The sequence below is a fragment of the Rhizobium sp. PEPV16 genome (assembly GCF_008919455.1).
Classification (GTDB): Bacteria; Pseudomonadota; Alphaproteobacteria; order Rhizobiales; family Rhizobiaceae; genus Rhizobium; species Rhizobium leguminosarum_Q.
In genome coordinates this window covers 50891-57104 of record NZ_VSZV01000348.1, presented here as the reverse complement: position 1 = coordinate 57104, position 6214 = coordinate 50891, and the positions used below count along the sequence as shown (strand labels likewise).

The 6214-nt window shown below is 55.1% G+C and carries 6 protein-coding genes; 4 read left to right on the top strand and 2 right to left on the bottom strand.

Translation table 11 applies throughout. From position 1 onward, the window contains the following. Window positions 1-49: 49 nt before the first annotated feature. Window positions 50-826: a winged helix-turn-helix domain-containing protein gene (locus FY112_RS29525; RefSeq protein WP_017958571.1), complete on the top strand. Its 777-nt coding sequence runs from the start codon at window positions 50-52 to the stop codon at window positions 824-826. Window positions 827-841: 15 nt separating this feature from the next. Here the strand turns inward: FY112_RS29525 and virD4 are convergent, their stop codons facing one another. After that, entirely contained in the window at window positions 842-2536 is a 1695-nt protein-coding gene (gene virD4 / locus FY112_RS29520) for a type IV secretion system ATPase VirD4 (RefSeq protein ID WP_151519916.1), read from the bottom strand. Window positions 2537-3117: 581 nt separating this feature from the next. Next, window positions 3118-4014, bottom strand: a complete 897-nt coding sequence (locus FY112_RS29515) for a hypothetical protein (RefSeq protein ID WP_151519915.1) — start codon at window positions 4012-4014, stop codon at window positions 3118-3120. Window positions 4015-4330: 316 nt separating this feature from the next. Here FY112_RS29515 and FY112_RS38520 point away from each other — a divergent pair, with 316 nt between their 5' ends. The 3 genes from FY112_RS38520 to FY112_RS29505 all read left to right on the top strand — a co-directional run bounded on the left by FY112_RS38520 (window position 4331) and on the right by FY112_RS29505 (window position 6194). Further along, on the top strand, window positions 4331-4624 hold the full coding sequence (locus FY112_RS38520; RefSeq protein WP_051077362.1) for an NAD(P)H-binding protein: 294 nt from the start codon (window positions 4331-4333) through the stop codon (window positions 4622-4624). Window positions 4625-4719: 95 nt separating this feature from the next. After that, window positions 4720-4968, top strand: a complete 249-nt coding sequence (locus FY112_RS38515; RefSeq protein ID WP_017958567.1) for an NAD(P)H-binding protein — start codon at window positions 4720-4722, stop codon at window positions 4966-4968. 77 nt (window positions 4969-5045) lie between these two features. Then, entirely contained in the window at window positions 5046-6194 is a 1149-nt protein-coding gene (locus FY112_RS29505) for an IS5 family transposase (RefSeq protein ID WP_026158456.1), read from the top strand. The last annotated feature ends 20 nt before the right edge of the window (window positions 6195-6214 follow it).

Here is a 6214-nt window from a genome sequence, read left to right as displayed (position 1 = left end):
CGGTGGTCCGGTACCCACCTTAAGTTTGATATAATTGAAAGGTACGCTGTTGAAGCACGTTCTTGTCTTTGATGACGACGCCGCTATGCGGCATCTTATTGTTGAATATCTGACTTCACACGCCTTCAGGTCAACCGCAGTCAGCGATAGTAGGCAGCTGAATCGCGTGCTCGCGTGTGAGCCGGTTGATCTTGTGGTTCTTGAGCTTAATCTGGGTCGTGAAGACGGATTGGAGATCATACGCAACCTGACAACAAAATGGGGAATTCCCATCATCGTGATTAGCGGTGATCGCCTTGAGGAAGCAGAAAAGGTTGTTGCACTGGAGCTCGGGGCAACTGACTTTGTTTCAAAGCCTTTTGGAATGCGTGAATTCCTAGCCCGCATTCGCGCGGCAATGCGTCGCCGGACTTTCAGTCCAGGGGCAAAAGATCGACGTTCCTTTAATTTTTTGGGATGGACATTGAACCTCAGACAGCGTCGGCTAATGTCAAAAAAAAGCGGCGAGGTCAAACTTACCCCGGGGGAATTCAATCTTTTGGTCGCTTTTCTGGAACAGCCGCGTGACGTGTTAACGAGAGAACAGATTCTGCGTGCGAGCCGAGTCCGTGGAGAAGAGGTGTATGACCGAAGCGTCGATGTCCTCATTTTGCGCCTGCGTCGAAAGCTTGAAGCAGATCCCGCGAACCCTCGTCTAATCAAAACAGCCCGAGGGGCAGGCTATGTGTTCGACGCTGATGTGGACATTCATTACGGTGACAATGGCTCTCTTAACCGTGGCCTTTACGAGGACAGGCGTCGTGTCTCGCAGAACCCATTCGTTTAAAAGTGGCGATTAGAATTAAGCCCGCGCGACTGTGTCTTCTTCTACGTCCGCCCAAGGCGCAGGCTCCGGAAGAGGACCCGTCTGGCTCTCGAAGATGCGCTTCAGTGCGCGATCGGAGTAATACCGGACTTTTCTCAGCCTCAATGGCGGGTGACCCTTTATGAGAACGATCTGGTCGTCGTCATCTAGCAGCCGCACCTGCTCAGGCCGTAATAGAGGAGCACCTTGGCTCGAATTTTGAATATTACGATCGAACATCCTCCCTTGGCTATAGGAGGTGGAGCGCGCTACAAACGTATATTCACCAATCGCTTTCGAAATATAAACAGGTGTCTCGTCATCAGCAGTTGCCATGAAGACTTGCACGCCCGTATTGCTAAGGAAGTTTTGCTTGCCGGCCTCGTCGTACGTTCCCGACAATGCTGAGAGGCTTTGGATTATGAACATAAAATGGCCCTTGTAGCCAGCGATTGTCGTGATCGCTGTCTCAATTGTGTCGAGTTTTCCGAGGTGCTTGAATTCATCGAGAAGGAATAGCACCTCATGCTTCTCGTCCTTGTCTGGCAATGATCGTTGCAAAACAGAAACGATCTGCTGGAAGAGGAGGCGCATAAGTGGTGCGACAACCTCTAGATCGTTCGGGCTAACACAAAGATAAAGACAAGTCCTCCGACGGCGGAGATCATAAATTGAGAAGTCAGAACGGCTCGTCGCCGCTTTAACCAAGGGGTCCGCCCACAAGTTGAGGCCGCCGTCACCCATAACAGAGGTGTAGGAGGTGAGGATTTTTGTATCGTTGCCTGCCATATCATTGAAAATCCGCTGAGCTTCTTTGTTCCTAGTCTCCTCCGCGAGGCGCCCGAGGAGCTGATATTTCTCCCCCGGTTGAGCAAAGAGATCGTACACAGCGCCAATGGTTGGCGTACCACGCTCGATACAAGCAAGAATGCCAGCGACAAATAGATCCCGTGCGCCGTTGATAAATCCTTCCGCGCCCTCTCCTTTGGCTGTGATAAGATTTGCGGCCAAGCGACGCGCTTCGGTGAACTGCCGCTCTGAAGGTAACGCCGTGATATCTAATAAAGGATTGTAACAGCTCGTCCGCCGTTCTGGGTCTAGCGGGGCAAATTTGAACACATCGTCCCCACAAGTTTTGCGCGCCCTGGACGTGAGCTCAAACAATTCGCCCTTGACATCTAGGGCTATAATTGAGCCTTTGAACGTTAGCAGTGTTGGAATGACAACGCCCACGCCTTTTCCCGCTCGGGTAGGGGCAACAATAAGGCTGTGAGGCTGCGCGCCGTTGGTCAGATAATAGTCAGACCAGAATGGGCCGCCAGTCTTTCCGAACACTGGGCCACTGAGGCAGTTGTACCGCTGGAAATAACCGGCCCGTCGCATCTCACCCACCTGAGCCCAACGCGCCGTCCCGTGATGGTCGTGCTTGCGTTGGCACAAGACCTGCTGCGCTAGCAAAACGATTCCCGACGTTGAAATGATGACGGCCAAACCCTGATAAAACAATAGGGTTGTGTATCCAAGAAAGAACGGCGACTTGTACCAAAAAGCGAACACATCGAAAGTCATCAAAGCATGACCGCTAAACCCGTAACCAAATGTTGAGTACACACTTGCAGCACAAAAACCTACGGCCAGTGAACACCCCGTACTCAATGCTATATTCAAGAGCTTTGTTTTGTTTGGTATCATCGGTCCACCATAGATTTCTTCGATGCTAAAATGGCACGCAACAAGATGAATCGAACGCACATCAGGCGATTTGCCAGCGGATCGCGGCGGCACCTAAAAAGAAGGAAATCGTCGGGTGCGCCGCTTCATCGAGGACGGATTAGAGGTCCGGCCATTGAAGGACGGACTGACAAAAAATGAACTGAAGCCTTCAAACTGGACCAGTTGGTTAGAGTTTTCCGGTGGATTTTCCTGGCTGGAAAGGAACGGAAGACGATGAAGGCATTGCAGTTTCGCACGCGCAGTGGCGTTCAGTTTGAGGCAGGGCGATGAAGGCGTTCGATCACACATCATTCGAAGTGAAACAAGATTCTATCGAAACGAATGACTCTTCCAAACGACGAACCAATAGCGGAATTCCACTACAAAATCACAAGTTTCAAGCCGCTATCTGCACGCTTTTCGCTGTTTATTCCTTAGCGTTATCAAGCATACTTCCGACGTGATGCCCTCCGCTACATGCTGCGACCTATGTCGCTGCATTGTATCATCGAGCACGACGGTCCGGCGGTAGAAAGCGTCAATATTCCATTTTCAGGACCTCAACGGCCCGTGCGATCTCTGCTTCCCGCTGCATCTCGACTTCTGGAGGAAGGCCTCAGGTCGTCTCGGGCGTGATTGTAAGCGTGGCTTATGGACTGCGCGATTTTACCAGCTCGCTGCAGCTGTTCAGTTGACGTTTGCGGGCCCACCGTATCACGGACTGACTTCTCAATACTTCTTATGTGCTCATCCAAATTCGCACTCCGTTCCTCTGCTACATGCCTCGGCGGTTGAATATGCTGCAGTGAGGCACTGATGGCGGGAAGCGAGTGGGCCTGGGCCCTTTGATTTGCGTCTAAGTCGTGATAAGCGACAAAAATAGCATTGTGTGCATTCGCTTTGCTCTCGTGATGCACATGAGGATCAGCAGCCAATTCGCGGGCCAGCTCAAAGATACGAGATTTATTGTTGTCATCAAACTTACTGAAGTTATGCGATACCAACAAAACTCCAGTAGCTTGATCCGTTGGCTCCATGTTGCTAATGCGATTAACAAGAGCAGTTTGCTTGGCTGGGTCTATATAATGGGCTACATTGCCGGCCGCTTGGACTTTTAACAAAGCTACAGCATCCGAGTCGAACCCCAGTCCGTCCGTCAATTTGTCGGCCAGCTCGATGGCGGATTGTCCGAGCTGTTTGTTCCGCCTTTCAAATGTCGTGAGGGCAGTTTCTTTCCCCTGTTCGGCTTCCCGAACAGCACTTAGCGTTTCCTTCGCGAGCGATTTGAAGTTTCGAAGATTGAGTGCTGTATCGCGCGGATTCGAGGTTACTAACTGTTCTGCAACATTGGATATTGGTCCCTGTGGAAGATCAAGGAGGTCGCGGCGTTCCTCGGCCCCCCCTAGGCGGCCGGGTGAACTTGCATTTGCGCGTGTCCGTTTGTTATCGCGATCCATTGCTCGGCTCCTAAGTCGTTTCTCTAGCCTATGAGTTAGCAGGAATGCGTGATCGGCCAAACCGATATGGTGTTACGGTTGTAGTATCGCAGAGGCTTCTCCCAGCCCTGCGGGCCGTGGAAAGACCCCATCCAAGCCAAAGAATGAGATGAAGTTGGCCTCAAAGACGATGAATGGTAAGCGCTGTTTTTAGGCCACGGCTTTGACTTCATGCTTTGCAGCGTAGACCCAAGGCAGCAGGTCGTCGATCTGGCTATTTGGATGTCGGAGTCGAGGCCGCGACGTCGGTGGCATTGCGGGCTTCTGGCTTCGGCCAGTGAATGCACGACCCGGCGCGCGCACCATATATCTTCAAGGTCAGTATGCCACTCAGCCTAAGGCATCACCGCTTTACGCCCAACTCGATGGACTGCCGCCGATCCGGGGAAAAGGCGTTGACCTTGCCGGCGCCGAGCTCGTTGAAGGCGACGCTCGCGATCCCGCCGCGCTGACCCGCGCCATCGCCGGCTATGATGCTGTCGTCAGTTCGCTGGGCACGGCCATGAGCCCGTTCCGGGAGGTGACCCTGCTCTCCACGGCGACGCGCGCACTGTTCGGCGTTATGGATTAGCAGAATACCCGCCGGCTGGTGTGCATTACCGAGTTGGGTGCCGGCGACAGCGGCGGCCATGGCGGCTTCTACTTCGACCGGCTGTTCCTGCCCTGATGCTGCGCAAGGTCTATGAAGACAAGGACCGCCAGGAAGATGCGATCCGGGTGATCACACTCGACTGGACCATCGTACGCCCAACGGTGCTCAACGACAAGCCGGCGCGCAGTCACATCAAGGCAGTGCCTGACCTGTCGGGCGTCCATGGCGGAACCATCGCCCGACCCTATGTCGCAGAGTTCGTCGTGCACCAGCTCACCGCAGATACGTGGCTGCGCAAAGCACCGGTGATTACATCCCTCTAGCAGGCTGCTGCAAAACCCTCTGGCTTTTGGGTTGAACTGATGATTCCCTCGGGCTGCAACAGCGGGGATTGATTTGCATGCGTGGCGGGGATGAGCGGACGGGATCGCTGTTTTCGTATGTTGACCTTGAGGCACGGGTTCCGGCAGGGCATCCGCTTCGTGCGATGCTCCGGTTGGTGAACGCATCGCTTGCGGCGCTGGATGGGTCGTTCGATGGGCTCTATGCCAAGACGGGTCGGCCGTCGATCGCGCCGGAACGGCTGTTGCGGGCGGTGCTGCTGCAGATGCTGTATTCGATCCGTTCCGAGCGGCAATTGATGGAACGGCTTGAGTTCGACCTGTTGTTCCGCTGGTTCGTGGGTCTTGGGATCGATGATGCGGTGTGGCATCCGACGGTGTTCACGCATAATCGCGACCGAGTTCTGACGACGGAAGTGGCGCAAGGCTTCCTGTCGGCGCTGCTTGCGCAGCCGGCAGTGAAGAAGCTTTTGAGCGCGGAGCACTTCTCGGTCGACGGGACGATGCTGAAGGCATTCGCCTCGATGAAGAGCTTTCGCGTCAAGGGGGCCCCGGGTGGCGACGATGGCGAGCCACCGGAGGGCGCGCGCAATGGCGAGCGTGACTTCCGCAAGGAGAAGCGCTCGAACGAGACGCACGCCTCGACGACCGACCCGGATGCCCGGCTCTATCGCAAGAGCAAGGGCCAGGAGAGCCGGCTGGCCGATCTGGGGCATGCGCTGATGGAGAACTGCAATGGACTTGTGGTCGACGGCGCAGTGACGCATGCCACCGGCACCGGCGAGCGGGAGGCGGCCACCAAACTGAGCGAGGGTCTCGGCGAAGGGGTGACGTTGGGTGCCGATAAGGCCTACGACGTGGAAGCCTTTGTCGAGGGATTGAAGGCGCGCAAGATCGAGCCGCATGTGGCGATCAACGGGACGGTGAGCAAGACGGGCAAAGTACGCAAGACGGCGGTGCCGCCAGACGTCGTCCAAAGCCCCGGCTATGCGATCAGCCTGCGCTGCCGCAAGCGGATCGAGGAAATCTTCGGCTGGGTCAAGACGACGGCCGGCTTGGCGCAGATCAAGGTGCGCGGACTGGACAAGGTGGAGGCAGCCTTCACCTTCGCCCTTGCCGCCTACAACATCATTCGCCTTCCGAAATTGATCGGATCGACGGGCCAAGTGTGTCGTAAGCGTCCGGTGAGGGCCGTCTTGCGAGGTTGAGACGAACATCGGAAGTCCTA